The sequence below is a fragment of the Streptomyces sp. NPDC054813 genome (genome assembly GCF_053611365.1).
In genome coordinates, this window is record NZ_JBSHAF010000023.1 from 116418 (window position 1) to 142019 (window position 25602).

At 72.1% G+C, this 25602-nt stretch carries 22 protein-coding genes; 10 read left to right on the top strand and 12 right to left on the bottom strand.

Translation table 11 applies throughout. The features are described from left to right. The first annotated feature begins 2 nt into the window (after positions 1-2). Positions 3-725: an FAD:protein FMN transferase gene (locus ACWGJB_RS36655; protein WP_453384362.1), complete on the top strand. Its 723-nt coding sequence runs from the start codon at positions 3-5 to the stop codon at positions 723-725. Positions 726-786: 61 nt separating this feature from the next. Here the strand turns inward: ACWGJB_RS36655 and ACWGJB_RS36660 are convergent, their stop codons facing one another. Together ACWGJB_RS36660 and ACWGJB_RS36665 are read right to left on the bottom strand one after the other, a co-directional pair. Next, positions 787-2910, bottom strand: a complete 2124-nt coding sequence (locus ACWGJB_RS36660; RefSeq protein ID WP_453384363.1) for an ArnT family glycosyltransferase — start codon at positions 2908-2910, stop codon at positions 787-789. Then, positions 2907-3752 (bottom strand): glycosyltransferase, encoded by an 846-nt coding sequence (locus tag ACWGJB_RS36665; protein ID WP_453384364.1) that lies wholly within the window; start codon positions 3750-3752, stop codon positions 2907-2909. Before ACWGJB_RS36665 ends, ACWGJB_RS36660 begins: the two co-directional genes overlap by 4 nt. Before the next feature lie 276 nt (positions 3753-4028). On the opposite strand from ACWGJB_RS36665, the gene ACWGJB_RS36670 reads away from it, so the two are divergent. The 3 genes from ACWGJB_RS36670 to ACWGJB_RS36680 are packed head-to-tail and all read left to right on the top strand — an operon-like array spanning position 4029 to position 6471. After that, positions 4029-5159, top strand: a complete 1131-nt coding sequence (locus ACWGJB_RS36670) for an ABC transporter ATP-binding protein (protein WP_453384365.1) — start codon at positions 4029-4031, stop codon at positions 5157-5159. Further along, the gene (locus ACWGJB_RS36675; protein ID WP_453384366.1) at positions 5156-5806 is read left to right on the top strand and encodes an ABC transporter permease; all 651 of its coding nucleotides are present in this window, start codon (positions 5156-5158) and stop codon (positions 5804-5806) included. Before ACWGJB_RS36670 ends, ACWGJB_RS36675 begins: the two co-directional genes overlap by 4 nt. Beyond that, positions 5803-6471, top strand: coding sequence for an ABC transporter permease (locus ACWGJB_RS36680; RefSeq protein WP_453384367.1), 669 nt, complete (start codon positions 5803-5805; stop codon positions 6469-6471). Before ACWGJB_RS36675 ends, ACWGJB_RS36680 begins: the two co-directional genes overlap by 4 nt. A gap of 79 nt (positions 6472-6550) precedes the next feature. On the opposite strand, the gene ACWGJB_RS36685 is transcribed toward ACWGJB_RS36680, so the two are convergent. From ACWGJB_RS36685 to ACWGJB_RS36700, 4 genes are read right to left on the bottom strand one after another with little or no spacing between them, the layout of a single operon-like run. Next, on the bottom strand, positions 6551-7147 hold the full coding sequence (locus ACWGJB_RS36685; RefSeq protein ID WP_351729130.1) for a GTP-binding protein: 597 nt from the start codon (positions 7145-7147) through the stop codon (positions 6551-6553). Further along, the gene (locus ACWGJB_RS36690; RefSeq protein ID WP_453384368.1) at positions 7134-7550 is read right to left on the bottom strand and encodes a DUF742 domain-containing protein; all 417 of its coding nucleotides are present in this window, start codon (positions 7548-7550) and stop codon (positions 7134-7136) included. The genes ACWGJB_RS36685 and ACWGJB_RS36690 overlap by 14 nt, the downstream gene beginning before the upstream one ends. Before the next feature lie 34 nt (positions 7551-7584). Beyond that, complete coding sequence (locus ACWGJB_RS36695; protein ID WP_453384369.1) at positions 7585-8064, bottom strand: roadblock/LC7 domain-containing protein; 480 nt, start codon at positions 8062-8064, stop codon at positions 7585-7587. Further along, positions 8061-10529, bottom strand: a complete 2469-nt coding sequence (locus ACWGJB_RS36700; RefSeq protein ID WP_453384370.1) for an ATP-binding protein — start codon at positions 10527-10529, stop codon at positions 8061-8063. Before ACWGJB_RS36700 ends, ACWGJB_RS36695 begins: the two co-directional genes overlap by 4 nt. Before the next feature lie 342 nt (positions 10530-10871). Between ACWGJB_RS36700 and ACWGJB_RS36705 the strand changes: the two genes are divergently transcribed. Together ACWGJB_RS36705 and ACWGJB_RS36710 are read left to right on the top strand one after the other, a co-directional pair. Further along, the gene (locus ACWGJB_RS36705) at positions 10872-11834 is read left to right on the top strand and encodes an ABC transporter substrate-binding protein (RefSeq protein WP_453384371.1); all 963 of its coding nucleotides are present in this window, start codon (positions 10872-10874) and stop codon (positions 11832-11834) included. A gap of 73 nt (positions 11835-11907) precedes the next feature. After that, on the top strand, positions 11908-12687 hold the full coding sequence (locus ACWGJB_RS36710) for an aromatic amino acid lyase (protein ID WP_453384372.1): 780 nt from the start codon (positions 11908-11910) through the stop codon (positions 12685-12687). A gap of 59 nt (positions 12688-12746) precedes the next feature. On the opposite strand, the gene ACWGJB_RS36715 is transcribed toward ACWGJB_RS36710, so the two are convergent. The 5 genes from ACWGJB_RS36715 to ACWGJB_RS36735 form a co-directional block, all read right to left on the bottom strand. Further along, positions 12747-13688: an ROK family protein gene (locus ACWGJB_RS36715; RefSeq protein ID WP_453384373.1), complete on the bottom strand. Its 942-nt coding sequence runs from the start codon at positions 13686-13688 to the stop codon at positions 12747-12749. Next, the gene (locus ACWGJB_RS36720; protein WP_453384425.1) at positions 13685-15304 is read right to left on the bottom strand and encodes a dipeptide ABC transporter ATP-binding protein; all 1620 of its coding nucleotides are present in this window, start codon (positions 15302-15304) and stop codon (positions 13685-13687) included. The genes ACWGJB_RS36715 and ACWGJB_RS36720 overlap by 4 nt, the downstream gene beginning before the upstream one ends. Before the next feature lie 137 nt (positions 15305-15441). Continuing rightward, positions 15442-16314, bottom strand: a complete 873-nt coding sequence (locus ACWGJB_RS36725) for an ABC transporter permease (protein WP_453384374.1) — start codon at positions 16312-16314, stop codon at positions 15442-15444. Continuing rightward, positions 16311-17270 carry an ABC transporter permease gene (locus ACWGJB_RS36730; RefSeq protein WP_453384375.1) on the bottom strand — a complete coding sequence of 320 codons (960 nt, stop codon included), beginning with the start codon at positions 17268-17270 and terminating at the stop codon, positions 16311-16313. The genes ACWGJB_RS36725 and ACWGJB_RS36730 overlap by 4 nt, the downstream gene beginning before the upstream one ends. 2 nt (positions 17271-17272) lie before the next feature. Continuing rightward, entirely contained in the window at positions 17273-19030 is a 1758-nt protein-coding gene (locus ACWGJB_RS36735) for a peptide ABC transporter substrate-binding protein (RefSeq protein ID WP_453384376.1), read from the bottom strand. Between the two features lie 184 nt (positions 19031-19214). On the opposite strand from ACWGJB_RS36735, the gene ACWGJB_RS36740 reads away from it, so the two are divergent. Both ACWGJB_RS36740 and ACWGJB_RS36745 read left to right on the top strand, forming a co-directional pair. After that, complete coding sequence (locus ACWGJB_RS36740) at positions 19215-20408, top strand: ROK family protein (protein WP_453384377.1); 1194 nt, start codon at positions 19215-19217, stop codon at positions 20406-20408. A gap of 129 nt (positions 20409-20537) precedes the next feature. Further along, positions 20538-22052: a M81 family metallopeptidase gene (locus ACWGJB_RS36745; RefSeq protein ID WP_453384378.1), complete on the top strand. Its 1515-nt coding sequence runs from the start codon at positions 20538-20540 to the stop codon at positions 22050-22052. 12 nt (positions 22053-22064) lie between these two features. Here the strand turns inward: ACWGJB_RS36745 and ACWGJB_RS36750 are convergent, their stop codons facing one another. After that, a complete protein-coding gene (locus ACWGJB_RS36750) occupies positions 22065-22520 on the bottom strand; it encodes a tellurite resistance TerB family protein (protein WP_351729144.1) in 456 nt (151 codons plus the stop codon). A gap of 152 nt (positions 22521-22672) precedes the next feature. Here ACWGJB_RS36750 and ACWGJB_RS36755 point away from each other — a divergent pair, with 152 nt between their 5' ends. Continuing rightward, a complete protein-coding gene (locus ACWGJB_RS36755; RefSeq protein ID WP_453384379.1) occupies positions 22673-23035 on the top strand; it encodes an ArsR/SmtB family transcription factor in 363 nt (120 codons plus the stop codon). Further along, positions 23025-25529 carry a magnesium-translocating P-type ATPase gene (mgtA, locus tag ACWGJB_RS36760; RefSeq protein ID WP_453384380.1) on the top strand — a complete coding sequence of 835 codons (2505 nt, stop codon included), beginning with the start codon at positions 23025-23027 and terminating at the stop codon, positions 25527-25529. Before ACWGJB_RS36755 ends, mgtA begins: the two co-directional genes overlap by 11 nt. Positions 25530-25602: the final 73 nt, after the last annotated feature.

Consider the following 25602-nt stretch of genomic DNA (forward strand, 5'->3'; position numbering starts at 1 on the left):
TCATGCACCGGGTCGAACACGTCATGGGGTTCCCCGTGTCGCTGCGGACGGACGACGAGGGGGACTTCGGCAGGGCCGCGGACGCCGTCTTCGCCTGGCTGCGCGAGGTCGACGAGCGGTTCAGCCCGTTCAGGCCGGACAGCGAGGTCTCCCGGCTCGACCGGGGCGAACTCTCCGAGACCGGGGTGAGCCCGGACCTCGCCGAGGTGCTCGCGCTGTGCGAGGAGTACCGGCTGGCTACCGGTGGCGCGTTCGACGTACGGCTGCCGGGCCGGGGCCTCGACCCGTGCGCGGTGGTCAAGGGCTGGTCGGTGCAGCGGGCGGCGGAGCTGCTGTCGGCGGCGGGAGCCCGCCGGTTCTGCCTCAACGCCGGGGGAGACGTGGTGGTGTCCGGCGGGCCCTGGCGGGTCGGGATACGGCACCCCGAGCACGCCGATCAACTGTGCAACGTCCTTGAGATCACGGACGGGGCGGTCGCGACCTCCGGGCGGTACGAGCGCGGTGACCACATCCTCGACGGACGCACCGGCCGTCCGGCCACCGGGCTGCTCAGCGTCACCGTCGTCGCCGCGACCCTGACGGAGGCCGACGCCGTGGCCACCGCCGCCTTCGCGATGGGTGCGGCGGGCGCAGAGTGGGCGGCGGGCCGGCCGGGCTGCGAGGTGTTCGTGGTGGACGCGGCGCACGCCGTGCTGCGGACGGCGGGGCTGCCGGTCGCCGCGTGATCCCAGGAACGTGCGAAAGGCGGGCCGCCGGGAGCGGCCCCCCTTTCCGCCGGGGGTGCGATCAGTTCACGTCGGACGCGTCCAGGCGGTACAGACCGCTGTAGGCGCTCACCGCGCTGCCGTGCTTCTTCACCCAGGTCGCGATCTCGGAGTTGGTGCCCTGGCCGCCGCCGCTGCTGACCACGATGTAGTGCAGCTTGCCCGACTTCACCAGGCTCCTGAGCTTGGCGAGGGTCATCGCGTCGTCGCTGCCGGACCAGCCGCCCATGGAGATGACGGGCTGACCGGACTGCAGGATGATCGAGGAGGCCGTCTGGTCGGTGGCCACCGCGACCAGCCAGGTGGCCCCGTCCTGGTGCTTCTTGAGGTACGTGATCATCGCCGAGCCGACCTGGGTGTCGCCGCCCGTGCCGCCGGCGGTCCGACCGGACTGTGACCGGCTGCTGGAGCCGCTGCTCGTGCTGCCCGTTCCGGTGCTGCCCGTTCCGGTCGGCGGCTGCCCCATGGACTGCCCGCCGGAGCTGCCGGAACCGCTCGGGGCGGTGCCGCTCATGGTCCCGCTCGGTGCGCTGCCGCTCGGCCGCCGGCCACCGCTGCTGCCCGTACCGCCCATACCGCCACCGGTGTTGGGGCCGGCCGTCGGGTTGGTGCCGTTGGTGCTCGCGGTCGTGGCCGCAGACACGGAGTAGGCGGCCGGGCCGGCCAGCAGGGCGACGATCGCCGCGATCGCCGCGAAGCCCATCAGCTTCCGCCGCCGCATGAACCGCCCGACCAGCAGCCCGGCCACCGCCAGCGCACCGCCCAGCGCGGCAACCACCTCGGCGACCGTGTACACCGTGCCGGAGCCGGAGACCCGCTGGAGCAGGACGACCGCCCAGACGGTGCCGGCGGCGACCGCCACCGGGAGCACCCAACCCCTCCCCCACGCTCGAATGCGCTCGCGCGGGGGGACCCCCATGGCGGCCGAGCCGTCGCGGAAGGCCTGGTAGAGCATGACCCCGCCCGCGCCGGCCACGGCCGCGATCCCGGGCGCCATGGCCGTGACGTAGTACGGGTGGAAGGTGCCCTCGGCGAGGGAGAAGGTCAGGAAGTGCAGGACGAACCAGCCGCCCCACAGCAGCAGCGCGGCCCGCCTGGCATCGGTGCGCGGCGCCCGGCCGCGCAGCACCAGCGCACCGGCCAGGGCGATCGCGGCGAACGGGATCAGCCAGGAGATCTGGCCGCCCATGATGTCGTTGAACATCCGGTACAGACCCGAACTGCCACCGAAACTGGCCCCGTTGCCTGCCGAGCCCACCGACGAACTCGCTCCGAAGATCCGGCCGAAGCCGTTGTAGCCGATGACCAGGTCCCACACGGTGTTGTCGGTGGAGCCGCCGATGTAGGGCCGGTCGGCGGCCGGGATCAGGTCGACGATCACCATCCACCAGGCGCTGCTCACGATCAACGCGACCGTGGCGACGGCGAGGTTGCGGACGCGCCGGCCCAACGACACGTTCGCGGCCCACAGGTAGACCAGGAAGAAGGCCGGCAGTACCACGTACGCCTGCATCATCTTGGTGTTGAACGCGAAGCCGATCGCGACCGCCGACCACACCAGCGGCAGCAACCGGCCGGTGCGCACGGCCTTGAGCAGCGCGGCCGCGCCGAGCAGCATCAGGAAGACCAGGATCGGGTCGGGGTTGGTGTCGCGGTCGATGGCGACGGTGATGGGCGTCAGGGTCAGCACCAGTGCGGCGATCGTGGCCGCCACGACCCCGAAGTCCCGCTTGACCAGCCGGTACAGCAGGGCGACCGAGCCGACTCCGACGGCGACCATCGGCAGCATCAACTGCCAGGTGCCGTAGCCGAAGACGCGGGCGGACAGGCCCATCACCCACAGGGCGAAGGGGGGTTTGTCGACGGTGATGAAGCTGCCGGCGTCCAGGGCGCCGAAGAAGAACGCCTTCCAGCTCCTGGTGCCGGAGTAGACGGCCGCGTTGTAGAAGGTGTTGCCGGTGACGGAGGAGAGGTTCCAGGCGTACAGGGCGGTGGCCAGGAGCAGGACCGCCCACAGGGCGGGGCGGGCCCAGCGCGGGTCCTCGGGCGCGCCCGTGAACAGCCTTTTGGCGCGGGAGACCGGCGGGGCGACGGACCGGTGCCGGTCGTCCTGGACCGGGGCGGGCGGCGGGGCGAGGGTCGTCATGACGCGTACTCCAGGGGCTCGGTGACGGTGGCCGCCCCGGTGGGCAGGACCGCGACGTGCTGCGGGACGGTGGTACGACGGGGTACAGCGGGGACGCGGGTCCGGCCGGTGACGGTGGCCCGGAACATCCGGCCCATGCCCTTGAGGTCGTCGACGGCGGTGCGGACGATGTCGACCCGGCTGTCGGGGTCGTCGACCCAGTCGACCGGGACCTCGTGGACGCGCAGCCGGTTGCGCTGGGCGAGCACCAGCAGTTCGGTGTCGAAGAACCAGGCGGTGTCCTCGATGTGCGGGGCGAGCGCCCGGAACACCTCGGTGCGCACGGCCTTGAAGCCGCACTGGGCGTCCCGGAAACGGGCGCCGAGGCCTGCTTTGAGCAGCAGGTTGTAGGAGCGCGAGACGAACTCGCGCTTCGGGCCGCGCACCACCGCCGACTGCCGGTGCAGCCGGCTGCCGACGGCGAGGTCGCTGTGCCCGGACAGCAGCGGGGCGACCAGCGGCAGGAAGCCTTCGAGCCCGGTCGACAGATCGACGTCCATGTAGGCGACCACGTCGGCCGTGGACCGGCTCCACACGTGCTTCAGGGCGCGGCCCCGGCCCTTCTCCTCCAGCCGCCGGGCGTGCACGTGCGGCAGTCGCAGGGTCAGGCCGGTCGCCACCGTCCAGGTGGCGTCCGTGCTCGCGTTGTCCGCGATCGTGATGCGGAACGGGAACGGGAAGGAGTCCTCGAGGTATGCGTGGAGACGGCCGATGCTGTCGGCGAGGACATGGGCCTCGTTGTGGACCGGCACCACGATCTCTACCGACCGGCGCCGGACGCCTCCCGCGTTCGTTTCGTTCATGACCATGACGATCGGGGCGCTGTCTGGGGCGGCCGTGAGGCTTCACTGAGCGGGCGATGAGAATCAGGGAACTCACAGGTTCCGCACAGCGGATGCCGGTCGGGCGCCCAGGAAGCGGCCGGGAGCGGGGCGGCAGGTCACAGACTGAAGACGACCAGTCAGCCGCCAAAGTGCTGAAACACTTGCGGTCTAGACTCTCCCCGCAACGGCCTGTGCCACGGCGACCGTGGTCGAAAACTGGGCAGTCTCAGCCAAACCCGAAGGGCATTCGGCGTTTTGATACGGATAGATTCAGTCACCAAGCGGTACCCGGACGGTACGGTCGCCGTCGACCGACTCTCCCTGGAGATACCGGATCGCTCGATCACCGTCCTCGTCGGCCCCTCGGGCTGCGGCAAGACGACGACCCTGCGGATGATCAACCGGATGGTCGAGCCCAGCGAGGGCCGTATCCTCCTGGACGGCGCCGACATCCACGCGCAGCCGGTCAACACCCTTCGCCGGTCGATGGGTTACGTCATCCAGAACGCCGGTCTCTTCCAGCACCGCACGATCATCGACAACATCGCCACCGTGCCCCGGCTGCTCGGCTGGAGCAAGCAGAAGGCGCGGGCCCGGGCGGGCGAGCTGATGGAGCGGGTGGGCCTGGACTCGGCCCTCGCCAAGCGCTACCCGTACCAGCTCTCCGGTGGCCAGCAGCAGCGCGTCGGTGTGGCCCGGGCGCTCGCCGCCGACCCGCCCGTGCTGCTGATGGACGAGCCGTTCTCCGCCGTGGACCCCGTGGTCCGCAAAGGCCTGCAGGACGAACTCCTCCGTATTCAGGACGAGTTGGGCAAGACCATCGTCTTCGTCACCCATGACATCGACGAGGCGATCAAGCTCGGCACGATGGTCGCCGTGATGCGCACCGGCGGGCACCTCGCCCAGTACGCGCCGCCCGCCGAACTGCTCACCGACCCCGCCGACGCCTTCGTCGAGGACTTCCTCGGCGCCGACCGGGGTATCCGCCGGCTGTCCTTCTTCCCCTCGGCGGACCTCGCGTTGCAGACCGCCCCGATCGTGCCCGTCGACGCCGACGCCACCAAGCTCGGCGCCCGCACCTCGACGGACGCCCCCTATCTCCTCGTGACGGACCTGGACGGCAGGCCGCTCGGCTGGGGCGAGCCGCGTGAGCTGACCGCCGGCTCGATCGACACGGAGCGGCTGCTGCCGTACGGGCGGCCGTTCGTGCCCGGCCGGGACTCGCTGCGCGCCGCCCTCGACGGCTCCGTGCTCTCGCCGACCGGCTGGGCGGTGGCCGTGGACGGCGAGGGACGCGCGGTCGGCGTCGTCTCCCAGCAGGTCATCGGCGCCGCGATCCGCACCGCCCACGCCGAGGGCCGCGACGACACGAAGGTCGGGGGATGAGCGGCTTCTTCGACATCCCCAGCGACCTCCAGAACACCTACTTCGGGCTGATCGGCCTGCATCTGCGCGAGGCCCTCGTCCCGGTGCTGGCCGGCCTGCTGGTGTCCCTCCCGATCGCCCAGCTCTGTGTGCGCTTCCGCTGGCTGTACCCGCCCGTCCTGGGCGTGACCACGATCCTGTACGCCATCCCCTCGCTGGCCTTCTTCGTGGTCCTCATCGACTACACAGGCCAGACCGAGACGACGGTGATGATCCCGCTCGCGGTGTACAGCCTGGTGGTCCTGGTCCCGGCGATCGTGGACGGCGTCCGCTCGGTCCCGGCCGAGACCCTCGCCGCCGCCACCGCCATGGGCCTCGGCCCCGTACGCCGTTACTTCCAGGTGCAGTTGCCGATCGCCGTCCCCGCGATCATCGCGGGCCTGCGGGTGGCCACTGTCTCCAGTATCTCGCTGGTCAGCGTCGGCATGCTGATCGGCAACCAGGGCGCCCTCGGCAACCTGCTCAACGACGCCAACACCTACCACCGTCCCGAGCTGGCGGTGAACTCCGTGGTGACGACGGCCGTGCTGGCGATCCTGGCGGACGCCCTCCTCGTCCTCCTGCGCCGTGTGCTGACGCCCTGGATGCCGAAGGAGAGCACCCGGTGAACGTCCTCAACTTCGTCCACGCCTTCTTCAGCGACAGTTCGCACTGGCACGGGTACGACGGCATCCCCACCCGCCTGTGGGAGCACGTCCAGTACTCGCTGAAGGCGCTCGCCTACGCGGCCGTCATCGGCCTGCCCATCGGCCTGATCACCGGCCACTACGGCCGCGGCGGCAACACCCTCGCCCTGATCGCCACGGCCGGCCGGGCCCTGCCCAGCTTCGGCCTGCTGGTCCTGATGTTCATCTGGCTGGGCTTCGGCCTGCTGCCGGTGATGATCCCGCTGGTGATCCTCGCCGTACCGCCGATCCTGGTCACGACGTACGAGGCGATGCGCTCGGTCGACCCGTCCCCGGTGGACGCGGCGCGCGGCATGGGCATGCCGGAGGCACGCGTCCTCTTCCAGGTCGAACTCCCGGTCGCCCTCCCGCTGATCCTCAGCGGCCTGCGCTCGGCGGCCATCCAGATCGTCTCGACGGCGACGATCGCGGCGTACGTCAGCCTGGGCGGCCTGGGCCGCTACATCATCGACGGCCTCTACCAGAAGAACTACGAGAAGGTCGTGGGCGGCGCCACCCTGGTGGCGGCCATGGCCCTGGCGACGCTGGGCATCTTCTGGGCGATACAGAGACTGACGGTGTCTCCCGGCGTACGCAGGAGCAGCTGACGTCAGGGGCGCGGGGAACTGCGCGGCCGGCCACGTACGGCCCGCAGTTCCCCACAACCGCACTACCCCTTGCGCCGCACTACCCCTCGCGCCGCGCCAGCGCCAGTTCCAGAACAACCAGCAGCGCGTCGCGCACCGAACCCCGTTCACGTGCGTCGAAGACGACCAGCGGAGTCCCCTCCGCGACGTCCAAAGCCCACCGCACCTCGTCCAGCGTGTGCTCGACATGCCCGTCGAACGCGTTGATGGCGATGGCGAACGGAATCCCGCGGTGCTCGAAGTAGTCGACCGCGGCATAGCAGTCGTCCAGGCGACGCGTGTCAACGATCACCAGCCCGCCGAGCGCGCCCTCGACGATGTCGTCCCACATGAAGCCGAACCGTTCCTGCCCGGGCGTGCCGAACAGATACAGCTTCAGCGTCGGGTCGATGGTGATGCAGCCGAAGTCCATCGCCACGGTCGTGGTCGTCTTGCGCGGGGTGAGCGTCAGGTCGTCCACGCCCGCCGCGACCTCGGTGATCGACGCCTCGGTGGTCAGTGGCTCGATCTCCGAGATCGAGCCGACGGCGGTGGTCTTGCCCACGCCGAAACCGCCCGCGATGACCATCTTCACCGGCAGCGGCGGCCGTACGGCCGTACGCCCGGTCCCCCGGGTCAGCGAGTCAGTCGGTGTCACGGAGTACCCCTCGGGAGTCTGGGATGGCCCGCAGGCCGTCGATAACCCTGCGCAGGACGGACGAGTCGTGGGTGGCTTCGAAGTCGGGCACATGCACGGTCAGCTGCCCGGCCTCACGCAGGTCTTCGGCGAGCACCCGGACCACGTTCAGGTGCAGTCGCAGCCGTGCCGCCAGTTCCGCGAGCGACTGCGGAAGCCGGCACGCGGCGATGATGTCGTGCTGCTCGAAGGAGAGCCGGACGAGCGCGTCGAGCCCGGCGGTGGTGGCCACCACCTGGGTCTCGACGGGCATCGCCGGTCCGGAGGCGCTGTCCGCCACCCGGCCGGCGGTGACCAGGAACGGCCGTACGGCGGGGGCGGGGCCGACCGGGTCCGGGCCCGGGGGCGGGAAGCCGTCCGCCATGGCTGTGTCTTCCTCTCTCGACCGGCTCCGCCGGTCAGCGCGTCTGTGGGACGCCGACGCTGTTCTTCAGCTCCAGGACCAGCTGCGGGCTGAGCGCCGCACCGGCCCGGTTGGCGAACAGGGTCATCTCGTAGGCGATGTTGCCGAGCTTGGCCTCGTTGTCGGCGACGACGCCGAGCACGGCGCCGCTGCCGATCGCGGAGACGATGACATGGCCGCCCTCCAGGTCGATGATGACCTTGTTGAGGCTGCCCAGGCCGTAGTTGCCGGAGGCGCCGGCGGCCAGGCTGGTGATGCCGGAGACGATCGCGGCGAGGCGCTCGGAGTGCGCGCGCTCCCGCAGCTCCGACACCGCGATCAGCAGACCGTCGGAGGACACGGCGATCGCGTCCACCACCCCGGCTGTCTCGGTCGCGAAGCGGTTCAGCAGCCAGGTGAAGTCGGCTGCGGCCGCCTGCAGGTCGGTCGGCGTGGCGGCGCCGCCCGTCGGGGTGTCACCTGTCGACGTGCTCACTGCTCGGCTCCTTCCGGAAGGTGGATCTGGTGGTGCGGCGGGTTGGTCTCGGGGGGCGGCGCGGGCCGCTCGTGGCTTCCGGTGTCGCTCTCGCGCCGGGCGCGCTCCACCGCCGCCTCGAACTCCTCCAGCGCGTCCCGCTCGGCGTCGGCGTCGCGGTTGCGCGGTGGCTGGGCGAGGGTCTGGGCGGCGCCGACGGTGATACGGAGGGTCGCTCCGCGTACCCGGCGGCGCAGCGGACGCGGCCCGTCGGCGGAGTCGGCCGGGGGTTCGCCGGCGCGGGCGGCCGGGATCAGCGGGGCCGGCGCGGCCTCCGCCTCGGCGGCCGGCTCGCGGCGCGGTACCCGGCGGGGGAGCGGGCTCTCGGGCACGGCGGCGGCCGGGATCGAGGCGGCGGGGGTCGGGCCGGTCGGCTCGGTAAGTGCCGCCGGAGCCGTCGGTGCCGCCGGTGCAGTCGGTCCCGTCGGTTCCACGGCGAGCGGGGTGGCGGAGGTGCCGGCCAGCGCGCTCATCGTCAGCAACAGCCGCGAGGGCAGCGTCACTTCGGCGGTGACACCGCCGCCCGGGGTCCGGGTCAGCTCGACGCCGATCTCCCAGCGCCGGGCCAGCGCACCCACCACGAACAGGCCGAGCACCTTGGTCGGCACCAGGTCGAGGCGCTCACGGCGGATCAGCCGGGCGTTCTCCTCGGACAGCCGCTCGGCGCTCATGCCCAGGCCGTGGTCGGTGACAACGATGTGCGCGCCGTCGTCGCCGGTGCGGACGGTCACCTCGACCGGGCTGCCCTCCGGCGAGAACGACACCGCGTTCTCCAGGAGTTCGGCCACCATCAGCGTGAGGTCGCCGATGATGTCCGGCTCGATCATGACGTCCGTGCCGGCGTACAGCCGTACCCGCTGGTAGCCCTCGATCTGGCCGAGCGCGGCCCGGACCACGTTGGATATCGGGGTGGGCCCGGAGGCCAGCACGGTCTCGCGGATGCCGGCCAGCAGCATCAGGCTGTCGGCGTTGCGGCGCAGGCGGACGGCGATGTGGTCGATGGAGTAGAGGCGTTCGAGCAGGGCCGGGTCGGTCTCGGCGCGCTCCACCGCGTCGATGAAGGCCAGCTGACGGGTGGTCAGGTTGCTGACCCGGCGGCCGACGTTGCCGAACATCTCGGCGGTGTTGCGGCGGCTGAGCACCTGACGTTCGAGCAGGGCCGCGGCCGTGGTCTGCACCTGGTTGAAGGCCTCGGCCAGGTCGCCGATCTCGTCGCGGGCGGTGACCGGCATGTCCCGCAGCCGGGGCGGGCCGGCGTCCTCTGCGTCGTCGTCGGCGACCCGGGCGAGTTCGCGGCCCGCCACTTCGGCGACCTCGTGCGCGACCCCGGTCAGGGCCTGCACCGGGCGGATCACCGAGCGGCGCACCAGGGCGGCGAGGGTGATCCAGAGGATGAAGCCGAGCAGCGAGCCGCCCAGCAGCAGTACCGCCCGCAGCTCGGCGGCGCGATCGGCGGCGTCGGCGCGGTCGGCGATCTGGCCGATGAGCGAGGCGGTGATGGTCAGCCGGGCGGTGGCCTGCTGGAGATAGGCCGGGTAGTCGGTGAGCGCGTCCTTGACGGCCTGCCGGATCTGGTCCTGGTTGCCGGACTGCAGCTTGGTCGGGTCGATCTGCAGCTCGGCGAAGGACTCGGCGATGGTGCTCTGGGCCTTGGTGTGCTCGACGTCGGCCAGCTGCCGGGCCTGCCCCTCGGTGGCGAACCGGGTGAAGCGGTCGGCCTGGTGCTGGTACAGGTCGTAGGCGCCGACCGCGTTGGTGAACTCGATCAGCGCGTTGGTGTCCCCGGTGGTGGCCGCGAGCACGTTGGTCTCGAAGGCGCCGTGGGCGGCGTCCGCGCGCAGCAGCGAGTCCAGCAGGTTGCCCGTGAAGGTGGCGGCGAGGTCGGCGTTGCGGTCCAGACCGAGGCCGTCGATCAGGTCGTTGGCCGCGTTGCCGTACGCCGGGTCGATGTTGTCCGCCGGCAGGTACGACTGCTCGACGGAATCACGCAGGCTGGACAGGCCCTCGACCTGTCGCAACGCGTCCGCCTCGGTGCCCGGCAGCCGGTCGCCGAAGGTGTCACGGACCGTCCGGAGCTGGGCGGTCACCGCTTCCTGGGCCGCGCGGTAGGCGCCCTGCGAGGGGGTGCTGTACCCGGACTCGTACCGGGCGGAGAGCAGGATCGCCTGCTGGTGCTCCGCCTCGACCTTGTCCACCAGGCTTGCCACCTGGGTGCTGTCCCGGACCAGCTGCGCCGCGTCCTCCGCGCTGGTGGACTGCTGCACCAGATCGGTGAAGACATAGGCGAGCAGTACGGCGATCACGGCGAGCGGCACACCGACCAGCAGGTTCAGCTTGCGCCGGAAGGGCCAACGGTCGGCGAAACCCCGTATCCCGCCCCGCGTCGGGGCGGGCCGGACGGACGCGTCCACCTGGTTCGTGGACACCGGGCCTCCTTCATGAAGGTGTCTCGACTGTGGGGGGCGTCTTCACCCCGAGCTTGCGGAACGACACCGAGTAGCGGGCCCCGTGCACCGCTGTGACCGATATCAACTGCCGTGAGACTACAGCGTTCTTGAAGCGCGATTCCGCTTGCTCTTTATCAAGAATCCGTTACAAAGAGACCGCTCTCCGTCCACAACTGGCCACGGATTGAAGCCAATCGGTGACCCGGAGACACTTGACTGACCGAGAACCGGCTGGATTGGATCGTGTGGAGTGGTTCCCAACAGCACCTCGTGGTTCGCAACACCCCCACCCTTCTGCCCACAGCTCCCGGAACGGCAACCGTGACTTCCAACACCCTTCCCAGCAGGTCAACCCGGACATACCGAGGCGTGGCGGCCGTCGCGCTCGCCGCGACGACGGCCCTGCTGGCGGGCTGTTCCTCTTCCGACGACAGCAAGTCCGACCCGCTGTCGGACAGCAAAGCGAGCGGGGACACCGTCGTCGTCGGCTCCAACAACTTCGCCGAGAGCACCCTGATCGCCGACATCTACGGCGAAGCACTCAAGGCCAAGGGCATCAAGGTCACTTACAAGCCGAACATCGGCAGTCGTGAGACGACCTACGGTCTGCTCAAGAACGGCTCCGTCTCGGTCCTGCCCGAGTACAACGGTGCCCTGCTCGCCTACCTCGACCCCAAGGCCGCCCCGAAGACCGTCGAGGAGACCACGTCGGCCATCGAGGCCAAGCTGGACTCCAAGCTGACGCTGCTCGACCCGGCGGACGCGCAGGACAAGGACACGGTGACGCTCAACGCGACCACGGCCGCCAAGTACAAGCTCACCGAGAAGTCCTCCATCGCCGACCTCAAGGACATCGCCAAGGACCTGGTCATCGGCGCCTCGCCGGAGTTCCAGACCCGCCAGCAGGGCCTGGTCGGCCTGAAGTCCGTGTACGGCCTGGAGTTCAAGTCCTTCAAGGCGCTCGACGCGGGCGGCGCGCTCACCGAGGCGGCCCTGACGAAGAACGCGGTGCAGGCCGGCGACATCTTCAGCACGGACCCGACCATCTCCAAGGAGAAGTTCGTCGTCCTCCAGGACCCGAAGAACCTCTTCGGCTTCGAGAACGTCCAGCCCCTGGTCTACAAGAGCGCCCTGAACCAGAAGGCCACCGACGCCCTCAACGCGGTCTCCGCCAAGCTCGACACCGCGACCCTGCTGGACCTGGACACCCAGGTGCAGTCGGACAACAAGGACCCGCTGGACGTGGCCCAGGCCTGGCTGAAGAAGGCCGGCCTCAGCAGCTGACCCGACCCGCGCCCGACCTCCCTTGGACAGCACCACCGACGTACCGAGACAGGTGCTTTCACGGCCCTGTGTAGTGCTCGACGGCAACGGCCTCGGCCTGCCCGGACTCGTCCGGCTCGCCGACGCCGTCGCCGACCCGGTCGTACCGCCCGAGGCGCTCGACCGGGTCCGCCACGCCCACCAGACCGCGGACCGCCTTGCCGCGCAGGGCCGCTGGTACGGCCGGGGCACCGGCGTCGGCGCCCACCGCTCGGTCGCGGTCGCCCCGGCGGACGCGGCCGGCCACACCCTGCGTCTGCTGCGCAGCCACGCCGGCGGCGCCGGCCCCCTGCTCCCGCCCCGCCGGGCCCGCGCGCTGCTGGCGGTCCGGGCGAACCAGCTCCTGGCCGCCGGCTCCGGTATCCACCCGTCCTTCGTCACGGCCCTGACCGAGGCCCTGCGCCTCGGCGTCCACCCCGCGATCAACGAGTACGGGGGAGTGGGCACCGGCGACCTGACCGCGCTCGCCCAGACCGGCCTGACCCTGATCGGCGAACGCCCCTGGCTCACCACGTCCCCCGACGCCGAGCTGCCCGCCCCGGTCACCCTCCACCCCCTGGAGGAGGCTGCGACCTTCGCGGGCCAGGCGGCGAAACAGACGGAACGGGCGGCGGAGGCGTACGGAGTGGTCCCGGCCTGCGAACTGGTCGTAGCGGTAAGGGCGTTGCGGCTCGGTCCGGTGGAGCCGACGGTGCCTGCCTACCGGGTGGCGGCGGCAGCGTTGCCGGCGGACACGGCGGACACGGCGGACCGTGCGCTGACGGGGGACGTGACGGCGGCAATGGAGGCGCTGCCGCTACTGGCCGACCTGTGAGATACGTGAGCCCCTCCACCTGAAGAGCCCCGGGCTGTGTCAACATGCGACTCCGCCGCTCAGGCGGCCGTCTCCGGTGCCTGCGCGAGCAGCCGCGCCCTGATCCGGGCCGCCGCGCCCACCGCGACGGCGTCCTCGCCCAGCCGGGCCGGCAGCACTCGCACCGGCCGTCCGCTGACCGGGGGTTCGGCCGCCAGCACGGCGAGCAGGGCCGGTTCCAGTGCCGCCCAGGAGCGGCTCACCCCGCCGCCCACCACACACGTGGTGACGTCCAGCACCCCCGCCACCAGCAGGATCGCGCGGGCGACGGCGGCCCCGGCCGCCTCGTACACGGCGACCGCGTCCGCGTCGCCGCGCCCCGCCGCCACCGCGAGCTCCCGGGCGGTCGCCGTACGCCCGGTCCGCTCGGCGTACATCGCCGCCAGCGCCCGGCCGGACGCCAGCGTCTCCAGATGACCACGCCCACCGCAGGTGCAGGGCAGCCCCCCGAAGCCGGGCACATGCCCGATCTCGCCCGCCGCGCCCCGCGGGCCGTCGTACAGCTCGCCGTCCAGCCACAGCGCCCCGCCCACCCCGGTGCCCAGCGTCATGCCGAGCACATGGGTCTCGCCCACGACCGCGCCCCGCGCCACCTCGCCGCGCAGGAAGGCGTTGACGTCGTTGTCGAGGGACGCCGGTACCCCGAGCGCCTCCTGGACGGCCGCGGTGACCTCGTAACCGGCCCAGTCCCGGAAGGAGTCGCTGGCCACCAGGATCCGCCCGGCCTGCGCGTCCACCACCCCGGCCGCCCCGACCCCGGCACCGAGCAGCCGTACCGGAGTGCGGTCCAGCAGCCGTCGTACGGCGGTCAGGGCGGCGCCGACCATGGCGGTGCCGCCCTCGGCGGCCGGGGTCGGCAGCTGCGCCCGGTCCAGGACGGCGAGATCCGGCGTGCACAGGACGGCCTGGGTGGTCGTCCCGCCGATGTCGATCCCCGCGAACGCCTCGGGTGCGTCGCTCACGCGCCGGCCTCCTGTCCTCGTACGGCAGCCCGGCGGGCGCGCTGCAGCACCGGGTCGGGTACCGGCACGGCGGCGAGGAGCCCGCGGGTGTACTCCGTCTCCGGGTGGAGCAGGGTCGTCGCGGTCGCCCCCTGTTCCAGCACCCGCCCGCCCCGCATGACCACCACTCGCGCGGCGAACTCCCGCACCACCGCCAGATCGTGCGAGACCAGCAGACATCCGAACCCCAGCTCGCGCTGCAACTCCGCGATCACCTCCAGCACCGTGCGCTGCACACTCACGTCCAGCGCGCTCGTCGGCTCGTCCGCGACCAGCAGCCGGGGCCCCAGCACCAGCGCCCGGGCCAGGCTGACCCGTTGCCGCTGGCCGCCGGACAGCTCACGCGGTCCGCGCCCCGCCACCCGGCCGGGCAGCCGCACCAGATCGAGCACCTCGGCGACCCGGGCGCGGCGTCCGGCCGCCGACAGGTCCCGGCGGTGCACTCGCAGCGGCTCGGCGACGCACTCCGCGACGCTCATCCGGGCGTCCAGCGAGGCCACCGGGTCCTGCAGCACCACCCCGACCCCGGACAGCAGCCGCCGCCTGGCCCGCCCTCGGCTGCGCCGCAGATCGGCCCCGAACAGCGAGACCGCCCCGGCGTCGGGCGCGACCAGGCCCAGCGCCACCCGGGCCGCCGTCGACTTCCCGGACCCGGACTCGCCCACCAGCCCGACCGTCTCCCCGGCCCGGACCGTGAACGAGACCTCCTGGAGGGCGGACACCGCACCCCGGCCACGGCCGAAACGGACGGAGACGTCCCGGAGCCGGACGACCGGTTCCCCCTCGGGCGCCACGACGTCCTCGGCTGCGGGTCCGTCGGCCGTCAGCCGGGGCACCGCCGCCAGCAGCCGCCGGGTGTACTCGTGGGCGGGACGCAGCAGCACCTCCTCGGCCGGCCCGGTCTCCACCACCTCGCCGCGCAGCATCACCGCGACCCGGTCGGCGAAGTCGGCCACCACGCCCATGTTGTGCGTGACCAGCAGCACGCCCGTGCCCGCCTCGGCCGCCAACTCCCGCAGCAGGTCCAGGATCCCGGCCTGCACGGTGACGTCGAGCGCGGTGGTCGGCTCGTCGGCGACCAGCAGAACCGGGGAGTTGGCGACGGCCATCGCGATGACGACCCGCTGCCGCTGTCCGCCCGAGAGCTGGAACGGAAAGGCCCTGGCCCGCCGCTCCGGTTCCGCAATGCCCACCCTGCGCAGCAGGGCGACCGCCTCGGCGGCGGCCTCGGCGCGCGACACCGCCCGGTGGTTGCGGACGACCTCCGCGATCTGGGCGCCGACCCGGGTGAGCGGGTCCAGCGCGGTGGCCGGTTCCTGGAACACCATGGACGCGGTACGACCGCGCAGCCGCGTCAGTTCCGGCTCGCCCGCGCCGACGACGTCCGTGCCGCCGACCGAGATCCGGCCCGTCGTCACGGCGTTGCCGGGCAGCAGCCCCAACGCGGCCAGCGCCACCGTGGACTTGCCGGACCCGGACTCGCCGACCAGCGCGAGCGTCTCCCCGGGCCGCACCCGCAGCGACACCCCACGGACGGCGGGCACCGGACCGGTGTCGGTCGTGAAGGTCACGGCCAGGTCCCGGACGTCGAGGACGGAGCGGTCGTCGGGGCCGGTCCGGGCGTCGGGGCCGGTCCGGGCGTCGGGAACGGAGCAGTCGTCGGGGTCGGTCCGGTCGTCGGGGGTCCGGGAAGTGCCGGAGTTGTCAAGGTTGTTCACCCGCGTCCCCTCACGTCGAAGGCGTCGCGCAGCCCGTCGCCGATCGCGTTGAACGCGCACACGACGAGGATGATCGCGAGGCCGGGCGGAACGATGAGCCACCAGCGTCCGGAGTAGGCCGCCGTCAGACCGGCGGACAGCATGCCGCCCCAGTCGGTCCGCGGCGGCTGCACCCCCAGGCCCAGATACGAGACGTACGCGACCAGCAGGATCGCGTCCGCCACCTGGAAGGTCGCCGCGACGACGATCGTCGACACCGAGTTCGGCAGGACGTGCCGCAGGATCGCCCGGCCGTGGGTGCCGCCGATGGCGCGCAGCGTCAGTACGTAGTCACGGTTCTTCAGCGTCAGCGTCTCCGCCCGCACCAGCCGGGACGGCACCAGCCAGGACACCAGACCCAGGACGAGGACCAGTCCGAGCGGACCGGGATTGCTGATCGCGGACACCACCAGCAGGATGAACAGGGCCGGGATGGCGATGCCCGCGTCGACCACGCGCATCATCACCGCGTCCACCCAGCCGCCCGCGTAGCCGGCCACCGCGCCCCAGAGCGTGCCGATCACGGTCGCGAGGATGCCGGCCGCCAGGCCCACCAGCAGGGAGACCCGGCCGCCGTACATGAGCCGGCCCAGCTCGTCGTGGCCGACGGCGTCCGTACCCAGCCAATGCGCCCCGCCCGGGCGGAGGTTGACCTGGGAGAGATCGGTGTGGGTCTGGTCCGTGGCGTGCAGCAGCGGGCCGGCGAAGCAGAACAGCAGGAACAGGACGACCACCGCGACCCCGGCCAAGGCCGTCCGGTTGCGGGCGAACCGCCGTACGGACAGCGGCCGTCGGCTCGTCACGGGCACGGTCTCGGTCAGGGCGCTCATGCCCGGCCTCCCTTCACCCGGGGGTCGATGATCCGCTGGACGACGTCCGCCAGCAGGGTGCCCACGACGGTCGCGACGGAGATGACCAGAACGCAGCCGAGCAGCACCGGATAGTCGGAGGACTGTGCGGCGCTCCAGAACAGCAGCCCCATCCCCGGGTAGTTGAACAGCTGCTCGACGACCAGGGCGCCGCCGAACAGCACCGGGACGTAGTAGCCGAGCATGGCGGTCACGGGGGTCAGGGAATTGCGGAACACGTGCCGCCACAGGATCCTGGCGGGTGTCGAGCCGCCCGCCCGCGCGGTGCGGACATAGTCCTCGGAGAGGTTGTCCAGGGTCGCCGCCCGCATGTAGCGGCTGAACACGGCGACCATCGACGCGGCACCCGTCACCACCGGCAGTACCAGGCCCGCCGGATCCGCGAACACCTGCCCTAGCGTGTCCCCTTGGGGTGCCTGGGAGGGGAACCAGGGCAGCCACTGGGTGAAGACCAGCACCAGGACGAGCCCCAGGAAGTACACGGGTGTCGCGTACGCCACGAAGCTCAGCGTGGTCAGGGCGTAGTCGACCGGCCGGTCCCGCCGCACCGCCTGCCACATGCCGACCGGCACCGCGACCAGCAGGCCGAGCAGCGCCGACAGCACGGTGAGCACGAGGGTCTTCGGCAGCCGCTGCTCGATCAGCCGGGAGACCGCCTCGTTGAGGGTGTAGGAGGTGCCGAGGTCGCCGTGCAGCAGGGTGCGCAGGTAGTAGACGTACTGGACGGGCAGCGGCCGGTCCAGGCCCTGTTCGCGGTTGAACGAGGTGATCTGCTCGGCGGTGGCCTGCGGGCCGAGGATCCCGCGCGCGGGACCCCCGGGGAGTGCGTGCAGCAGGCAGAACACCACGACCGTGACGATGAGGATCACCACCAGGGCCTGGAGCAGGCGCCGGGCGAGGAACAACACGGTGTCCATGCTCAGCTGGTCCACTTCCACTGCGCCGGATGGAAGTTGGCGAGCGGGTCCTGGGAGAAACCGCCGAGGCCGTTGCGCATCACGGAGATCTGGTAGTCGGGCTCGGGCAGCCAGATCACCGGCAGGTCCTTGGCGAGGGCCGCGCTGTACTCCTGGATCACCGCGTTCGAACTCGCCGTCGTGGACGCCGCGATGAGCTTGTCGACCGCGGTGTCGGAGTAGTTGCCGAAGTTGGAGCCGCCCTTGGACTGGAAGAGCGAGTCACCGGTCGGGAAGGCCGGGAAGTACCAGCTGCCCGCCGTCCCGAAGAACGACAGCTGCCACGCGCAGATCGACTGGCCCGCCGTGCACGGCGGGGTCCGTGAAAGTACCGAGTTGACCGGCGCGGTCTTGATGCCGAACTTGATGCCGGTCTCGGCGAGCGAGGACTGGATCGCGCTCATCATGTTGTCGGTCACCGTCGACCCGGACTGCGACAGCACCTGCATCTCGAACTTGGTGCCCTTGGCGACCCCGGCCCCGCACCGGTCCGCCCCCGACCCCGGGGCGGTGCAGGTCATCACCCCGCCCTGTTCCGTCCAGCCATGGGCGGTCAGCAGGGACTTGGCGGCGGTCGTGGAGAACGGATACGGGTTGGCCCGCTGCGCCGCCGACACGAAGTCCGAGGACTGGGCCTGCGGGATCGGGCCGTAGCCGGGTACCGCGGTGCCGTTGAAGACGACCTTCGCGAGGGTCGTCTGGTCGATGGACCGCTGGATCGCCTGCCGCGCGTACAACTGCCTGAACACGGCGCCCATCGCCGGGTTGTTGAAGTTGTACGGCATGTAGGTGATCGCCCAGCCGGACCACGGCTTCACCGAGTAGCCGCGCGCGGTGAAGCTCTCCTTCTGGTCGAGGTCGGTCGCCTCGATGTAGCCGTAGTCGACGCTGCCCGAGCGCAGGGCGTTCTTCTCCGCGTCGGCGGTGGTGAAGGGCAGCAGGTCGACCGTGGCGATGGCGGGCTTCTCGCCGCCGTCGTACTTCTTGTTGGCGGTCAGGACCACCTTGCCGGCCGTCGAGAACGACTTCACCGCGTACGGGCCGCTGATCGTCTTCCACAGGGCGTTCGTCTGGTACCCGGCGATGTTCTTCGCCGCGTCGTTCAGGTAGGTCCACTCGTCCTTGGCGCTGCCGCCCCTGTCCCAGGCGTGCTTGGGCAGCGGGTTGATCGAGCTCAGCTCGTTCGCCAGCATCCACTGCGGGTTGTAGGCCCTGTCGAAGGTGATCGTGAAGCGGCGGCTGTCGAGGGTCTTGAAGGACGTCCAGTTGTCCGGCGCCTTGCCGGGGTTGTAACCCGCCCACTGGGCCTTGTTCGCCTTGATCAGGCCGTACCAGAACGCCACGTCGGCGGAGGTGATCGGCTTGCCGTCGCTCCAGTGCCGGTCGCCCAGGGTGATCGTCACGCTCTTGTGGTCCGCGGCGAACGTCGCGGCCGTGGCCACGGAACCCTTCTTGTTCCAGCCCATCGAGCCGGTCGAGCCGTCGTAGGCGATCAACGGTTCCCAGAGGGAGTTGGCGATCGAGATGTTGTTGGTGTTGAGGTGCGCCGCGGTGCCGATCGGCAGGATCCAGTTCGGTGTGAAGTTGGCGGGCAGCGCGTAGTCCAACGAGTCGTGGGACGCGGACGACGACGAACCGCTCGAGCCGGAACACCCCGCGAGCAGCAGTGTGCTCGCGGTGAGAAGGGCGCCGGCGAGGAGCCCGGGGCGGACAGAGGACATGGCTCACCTCGAAAAAAGAGGATCGGCGGAAGGGGGTGAGGGACAGTCAACGATTCGACTGGTCGAAGAAACAGGTGTGTTCCTGTAAAAAGCCTGTTTCTGCTGTTCTGGAGAAAGCCCACGGCCGCGCTGCGGGGCTTACGCTCGACGCCACTCGTTCCCGATGCCGGAAGAAACCTCGTCCATGACCGAAGAAAGTCGGCGGCGCCGCAAGCCCACCGCCGGTCACCCCGTGCTGGCCGAGCGCGTCCTCGACCTGCTGGCTTCCGGGCAGGCCGCCTCGCGCACCGAACTGGCGGCCCTCCTCGGCGCGGCGCCCTCGACGGTCTCGTCGGCGGTCGGTCAGCTGATGGCCCACGGCCTGGTCGCCGAGGAGGGCACGGTGTCCTCGGCCGGCGGCCGGCCCCGCAAGACGCTGCGGCTCGGCGGCAGCGAGGGCTTCGCCGTGGCCGCCGAACTCGGCGGCCGGCACGCCCATGTGGGGGTGATGCAGGCGGGCGGTGTGCTCACCGATGTCAGCACCGTGCCGTTCGCCACCGCCGACGGACCCGAGGCCGCGCTGCCGGGCCTCGCCGCGACCCTGGAGGCACTCGCCGAGCAGCACGGCCGGGAGCTGCTGCGCGCGGTCGGCCTCTCGCTGCCCGGACCGGTCGACGTCGTCTCCGGAGTCGTCACCCTGCCGTCCCGGATGCCCGGTTGGAACCGGTTTCCGGTGCGCGCCTGGCTGGAGAACCGATTCGGGGTGCCGGCGGCCATCGAGAACGACGCCAACTGTATGGCCGTCGGCGAACACGGGGCCCAGCCGCCCGAACGCCGGCAGTCCATCATGGTCAAGACCGGCACGGCGATCGGCGCCGGCGTCATCGCCGACGGCCGCCTCTACCGGGGCGGCACCGGCGCGGCCGGGGAGATCACGCACGTCCGGGTGGAGGCCGCCCACGACATCCCGTGCTCCTGCGGCAACACCGGCTGCCTGGAGACCGTCGCCTCCGGTGCGGCGCTGGTGCGGATCCTGCGGGAGCGCGGTCTGTCGGTGACCTCCACCGAGGACGTCGTACGACTCGCCTCCGACGCCGACCCCGAGGCCACCCGGGCGGTCCGGCAGGCCGGGCGCTACCTCGGCATGGTGCTGGCCGCCAACGTCAACTTCTTCAACCCCGACGCCGTGTATCTCGGCGGCATCCTCTCCACGCTGGAACCGTTCGTCGCGGCCGTGCGCAGCCAGCTCTACGAGGGCTGCCACCCGCTGGTGACCGAGCATCTGGTGATCGAGCGGGCCAGCCTCGGCGCCGACGCGGGACTGGCCGGCGCGGGCCGGTTCGCCCTGCAACGCGCCCTGACCCAGGCCCTGCACACGGCCACCGGCCACCACCCCTGAACCCCACGCCCACCGGCCGACCCGGCCCCGCCGTCACCGAGTGCCCCGGCCCAGCCCGCCCCGTCACCACGCCCCACCGTCCCGGGGGTTCGCCGCAGGAGTCGTGTCCCGTCCCGTTCCGGAGGAGCCATGTCCCCGTCCCGTCCCGTCATCGCGATCGCCGGTCTCGGCATCGAGTCGTCCACCTTCTCCCCGGCCCGCACCGAGGCCCCTGCCTTCCACCCCCGGCGCGGTGCCGACGTCCTCGCCGGCTACCCCTTCCTCGCGGAGGGCACCCCGCTGCGGGCCGCCGCCGACTGGCGCGGTGTCCTGGTCGGCAAGGCCCTGCCCGGTGGCACGGTGACGGCGGCCGCCTATCGCGCCCTCTCCGACGAACTCATCGAGCGGCTCGCGGAGCTGGGTCCCGTGGACGGCCTCTGGTACGACATCCACGGTGCGATGACCGTCGAGGGCCTCGACGACGCCGAGGCCGAACTCCTGGCCCGTATCCGCGAGGTGACCGGCCCGGACGCCCTCGTGTCGACCTCCATGGACCTGCACGGCAACGTCTCGCGCACGCTCGTCCACCTCAGCGACCTGATCACCTGCTACCGCACGGCCCCGCACGTGGACACCCTTCAGACCCGGGAACGGGCCGCCCGCAACCTCCTCGGCGGGCTGCTCGAGGGCGCGCCCCGGCCGGTCAAGGTGTGGATCCCGGTCCCGGTCCTGCTGGCCGGGGAACAGACCTCGACCCGGATCGAGCCCGCCAGGAGCGTGTACGCGGCGGTCGAGGAGGTGGCGGCGCGGCCCGGCGTCCTCGACGCCGCGATCTGGGTCGGCTACGCGTGGGCGGACGAACCGCGCAACCGGGCCGCCGTCGTGGTCACCGGCCAGGACCGGGCGGCGGTGACGGAGGGCGCCGAACGGCTGGCGCTCGGCTTCTGGAAGGCCCGCCACGACTTCGCGTTCGTCGCGCCGACCGGCACCCTCGACGACTGCCTCGACGAGGCCCTGGCCGCCACCGCCCGCCCGTACTTCATCAGCGACACCGGTGACAACCCGACGGCGGGCGGCGCCGGCGACGTGACCTGGGGACTCCGGCAGATACTGGCCCGGCCGGAGTTCCGGGACGCGTCCGGTCCGCAGGTCGTCTATGCCTCGCTGCCCGGCCCCGCCGCCGTCGATGCCGCCGTCCAGGCCGGCGTCGGCGCGACCGTCACCGTCACCGCCGGTGCCGAGGTCGACGACCGCCACAGCGGACCGCGCACGCTGACCGGCGTGGTCCACGCGATCCGGCACGGCGACCGGGACGCCGGGACCGAGGTGGTCCTCCGCGTCGGCAGTGTCCGGGTGATCCTGACCCGGCTGCGCAAGCCGTACCACCACGAGCACGACTTCACCGGCCTGGACCTGGATCCGCGGACGGCCGACATCGTGATCGTCAAGATCGGCTACCTGGAGCCCGAGCTGTACGCCATGGCGGCGGACTGGAAGATGGCCCTCACCCCGGGCGGCGTCGACCAGGACCTCGTCCGCCTCGGCCACCAGCGGATCCGCCGCCCCCTGTTCCCCTTCGACCCGGGGATGCCGGACCCGGATCTGCGGGCCCGGATCATCCCGGCGTCGAACGAACCGGCCACCGTGCCGGGTGCCGAGGAGTGAGGGACTCGCCGGTCAGAGGTCGAACTCGTGCGGCGGCAGGTCGAGCGTGAAGCACGCCTCGCGGACCACGGCCTGCTCGGTCTTGTCGAAGTCGCCGTCCGCGCCGCCGATCACGATGCCGATCTGGATGACGGCACGCGCCTCGGCCGGCTTCTTCTTCGCCTTGGCGACCTCCTGGAGCACGCTCACCTTGCCGAAGGCGAAGTCGGCGGTCAGCTTGTTCAGGTTCTCCTCGAAACGCCGGCGCAGGTCGTCCGCCGGGAAGTTCTGCAGCACCTCGTTGGTGGCGATGAGCTGGGCGACCCGCTGCCGCTCCGCCGGGTCGATGGTGCCGTCGGCAGCCGCCACGAGCGCGCACATCGCCATGCTCGCGTCGCGGAACGCACCGCTCTTCAAGTCGTTCTTCTTCGCCACGAGCTGGGTCTGCATCTGCGTCGCGGAGTCCTTGATGCGGTCCCACAGAGCCATGCGCACTCACTCCTCGGTCGGTATGTGCTTGCCAAGAGTCTTGCTTGCCCAAGAATTTACTTCTACAACAACGTAGAAACTGACGCGGAGGCCGAGAAGTTCCCGCGTCCTAGACTGGTCCCTTCGACTTGGCGGGCAGGAGGACGACGACGGTGGCGACAGGGCCCGGAACAGGTGTCGAGGACCCCTCCGCGGACGTGCTCACGGAGGCCGCCGCGGCCTTCGGGCTGCTCGCCTCGCCCGCCCGGCTGCACATCGTCTGGGCGCTGGCGCAGGGCGAGAGCGACGTCACGGGACTCGCCGAGCGGGTGGGCGGCGCGCTGCCGGCCGTCAGCCAGCACCTCACCAAGCTGAAGCTCGCCGGTCTGGTCCGCTCCCGCCGGGAGGGCCGCCGCCAGGTGTACCTGGTGGACGACCCGGACGTGGTCGACGTCGTACGCCTCCTCGTCGGCCGCCTCACCGCCCGCACCACCGGCGCCGAACTCCCGGCCCCCCGCCGCCTCCGTGGTCTCTGAGGGCGAGGCCGCCACCGCGCTGCAGGTGCTGCGCCGGCTGGACACGGGACCGCGCGGGCTGACCGAGGCCGCGGCCGCGGCCCGGCTCGCCGACGCCGGCGAGAACACCCCGCCCCTTCCCCACACGGTCTCCTGGCCGGTGCGCTGCGCCCGCGCCCTGCGCGACCCCTTCACCGCCGTCCTGCTCACCCTGGGGCTGGTCTCCGCTCTCGTCGCCTCCTGGGGCACGGCCGTGGTGATCCTCGCCCTGGTCGCGGTCAGCTGCGGGCTGCGCGCCGCCGGCGAACACCGCGCCGACCGCTCCCTGGCCGCACTGCGCGAACTCGTCGCCGGCACCGCCACCGTGCTGCGCCGCACCGGGGAGGAGGCGGCACCGCGGACCCGGGAGGTCCCGGTCGCCGATCTGGTGACGGGCGATGTCGTACGGCTCGGCCCCGGCGACCTGGTCCCGGCCGACGTACGACTGCTGCGCGCCCGTGGCCTGACCGTGCACCAGGCCGTGCTCACCGGCGAGTCGGCGCCCGTCGCCAAGGCCGCCGTCGAGATCCCCGACGCGGACCACCCGGCCGACGCGGGTCCCTTCCAGGAGCCGTACCTCTGTTTCCAGGGCAGCGGGGTCGCCTCGGGCAGTGCCACGGCGGTGGTCGTGGCGACGGGGGAGCGGACCCGGTTCGCCGTGGCGCAGAGCACGGCGGGCGGGCGGCGGGAGGCGAGCGCCTTCGACCGGTCCGTGCGCGGCATCTCCTGGGTGCTGATCCGGTTCATGCTGCTCACCCCGCCGCTGGTCCTCATGGCCAACGCCGCCCTGCGCGGCCGGGGCCTGGAAACGCTGCCCTTCGCGGTCGCGGTCGCCGTCGGGCTCACCCCCGAGATGCTCCCGGTGATCGTCACCACCTGCCTGGCCCGGGCCGCCGCCCTGCTCGCCCGCACCCACCAGGTCGTCGTACGGCGGCTGCCCGCGCTGCACGACCTCGGCGCGGTCGACGTCCTCTGCCTCGACAAGACCGGCACCCTCACCCAGGACCGGCCCGTCGTCGAACGCGCCCTCGGCCCCGACGGGCACGACGACCCGGACGCGCTGCGCTGGGCGGCCGTCGGCGCCTGGTGGACCCTCCAGCTCGCCGAACTGCCCGCCGCCGACGCCCTGGACGAGGCCCTGCTCACGGCGGCCGGACCGGTGGGGGAGGAGTACGACGGCATCGGCGCCGTCCCCTTCGACCCCGGCCGGCGCACCGCCACTGCCGTCGTCGCGGGCGGCCTGGGTACCCATGTCCTGGTCACCAAGGGCGCCGCCGAGGACGTACTGGCCCGCTGCGGCCTCGACCCCGCCGAACACGAACGCCTGCTCGCCCTCGCCGCCCGCGAGGCCGGCGCCGGGCTGCGCGTCCTCGCCGTCGCCACCGCCGAGGGACCCGCCCGCACCCGCCCCTACACGGCCGCCGACGAACACGGCCTCACCTTCCGGGGCCTGGTCACCTTCCGGGACGCCCTCGCCCCCGGCGCCGCCGAGGCCCTGCGCCGCCTCACCGGCCTCGGCATCACCGTCCGCGTCCTCACCGGCGACCACCCCGCCACGGCCGCCCGTGCCTGCCGGGACCTCGGCCTGGCCGCGGGGCGGGTGGCCGTGTCCGGTGATCCCCTCGACCTCGACGCCGACGTCGTCGCCCGCTGCACCCCCGAGGACAAGGCCCGTATCGTCAGCGCGCTGCGCGCCGCCGGGCACACCGTCGGCTTCCTCGGCGACGGCGTCAACGACATCCCCGCCCTGCGCGCGGCCGACGTCGGGATCGCGCCCCGCACCGCCGTGGACCTCGCTCGCGAGACCGCGGACGTGGTGCTCGCCGAGAAGGACCTCGGTGCGATCGGGCACGCCGTCACCGCCGGCCGGCACAGCAGTGCCAACATCGCCTCCTATCTGCGGGTCACCCTCTCCTCCAACCTCGGCAACGTCATCGCGATGCTCTGTGCCGGCCTGCTGCTCCCCTTCCTGCCGATGCTCCCGGCCCAGGTGCTCGCCCAGAACCTCTGCTTCGACGCCGCCCAGCTCGCCTTCGCGTACGACCGCCCCGGCCCGGCGGCCCTGCGCCGCCCGACCGTGCTGCGGCCGCGTGCCTTCCTGCGGTTCATCACCGGCTTCGGCGTGCTCAACGCGATCGCCGACCTCGCCACCTTCGGCGTCCTGGCGCTCGCCCTGCGTGGTCCCGACGCCCTCGACGACCAGGCCGTCTTCCACTCCGCCTGGTTCACCGAGAACCTGCTCACCCAGGCTCTGGTGATGTACCTGCTGCGCGGCGGCACCCGGCCCGGACCCATCGGCCGGGCCGCCGCCGCGCTCGCCGCCGTCGGCCTGCTGCTCCCGCCCAGCCCCCTGGGCGCGGCCCTGGGCATGACCGGGCTGCCGCCCGCCTACCCGCTGCTGCTCGCCGCCGTCCTCGGGCTGTACGCGCCGGCGCTGAAGGCGGTACGGGCACGCCACGACCGGCGTCGGCCGTAGCGATCGCGCGGCTGGGTCGGGGGACCGCCTTCGAGGCAGGGTTGTACAGTTGCGCAATGTGGCAATCGTCGCT

Coding starts and splice junctions, on each gene's coding strand:
- ACWGJB_RS36655 (WP_453384362.1), top strand. CDS start 3: ATGCACCGGGTCGAACACGTCATGGGGTTCCCCGTGTCGCTGCGGACG.
- ACWGJB_RS36660 (WP_453384363.1), bottom strand. CDS start 2,910: ATGACGACCCTCGCCCCGCCGCCCGCCCCGGTCCAGGACGACCGGCAC.
- ACWGJB_RS36665 (WP_453384364.1), bottom strand. CDS start 3,752: ATGAACGAAACGAACGCGGGAGGCGTCCGGCGCCGGTCGGTAGAGATC.
- ACWGJB_RS36675 (WP_453384366.1), top strand. CDS start 5,156: ATGAGCGGCTTCTTCGACATCCCCAGCGACCTCCAGAACACCTACTTC.
- ACWGJB_RS36690 (WP_453384368.1), bottom strand. CDS start 7,550: ATGGCGGACGGCTTCCCGCCCCCGGGCCCGGACCCGGTCGGCCCCGCC.
- ACWGJB_RS36725 (WP_453384374.1), bottom strand. CDS start 16,314: ATGAGCGCCCTGACCGAGACCGTGCCCGTGACGAGCCGACGGCCGCTG.
- ACWGJB_RS36730 (WP_453384375.1), bottom strand. CDS start 17,270: ATGGACACCGTGTTGTTCCTCGCCCGGCGCCTGCTCCAGGCCCTGGTG.
- ACWGJB_RS36735 (WP_453384376.1), bottom strand. CDS start 19,030: ATGTCCTCTGTCCGCCCCGGGCTCCTCGCCGGCGCCCTTCTCACCGCG.
- ACWGJB_RS36740 (WP_453384377.1), top strand. CDS start 19,215: ATGACCGAAGAAAGTCGGCGGCGCCGCAAGCCCACCGCCGGTCACCCC.
- ACWGJB_RS36745 (WP_453384378.1), top strand. CDS start 20,538: ATGTCCCCGTCCCGTCCCGTCATCGCGATCGCCGGTCTCGGCATCGAG.
- ACWGJB_RS36750 (WP_351729144.1), bottom strand. CDS start 22,520: ATGGCTCTGTGGGACCGCATCAAGGACTCCGCGACGCAGATGCAGACC.